The sequence below is a fragment of the Paraburkholderia sp. EG304 genome (genome assembly GCF_046543485.1).
In the GTDB taxonomy this organism is placed as follows: Bacteria; Pseudomonadota; Gammaproteobacteria; order Burkholderiales; family Burkholderiaceae; genus Paraburkholderia; species Paraburkholderia youngii.
On record NZ_JBKGUA010000472.1, the window covers coordinates 1 to 255 of the forward strand.

A 255-nucleotide genomic window follows, 5' to 3' on the forward strand; every position below is an offset into this window, starting at 1 on the left:
TTATCGGTGGTGAAGCGCTGTCGCATTCAACAGTCGAGTTGTGGCGCAGGGTTCAGCCTGGCGCCAGGATGGTGAATGAATACGGGCCGACCGAAACGGTTGTGGGTTGCACCTTTTACGAAATTCCGAGCGAATGCGCTGTATCGACGCACGTTCCGATCGGCCGTCCGATTGCGAACACGCGGGTGTACGTGCTGGACGGTCATGGCGAGCCGGTGCCGTTCGGGGCGGCTGGGGAGCTCTACATTGGCGGGG

General features: G+C 61.2%; 1 protein-coding gene. It reads left to right on the forward strand.

Annotated elements, in window-relative coordinates; all coding sequences use genetic code 11:
* Nucleotides 1-17: 17 nt before the first annotated feature.
* Nucleotides 18-255 (forward strand): AMP-binding protein (locus ACLFKU_RS44795; protein WP_410853526.1); only part of this gene is annotated, 238 nt, incomplete at its 3' end.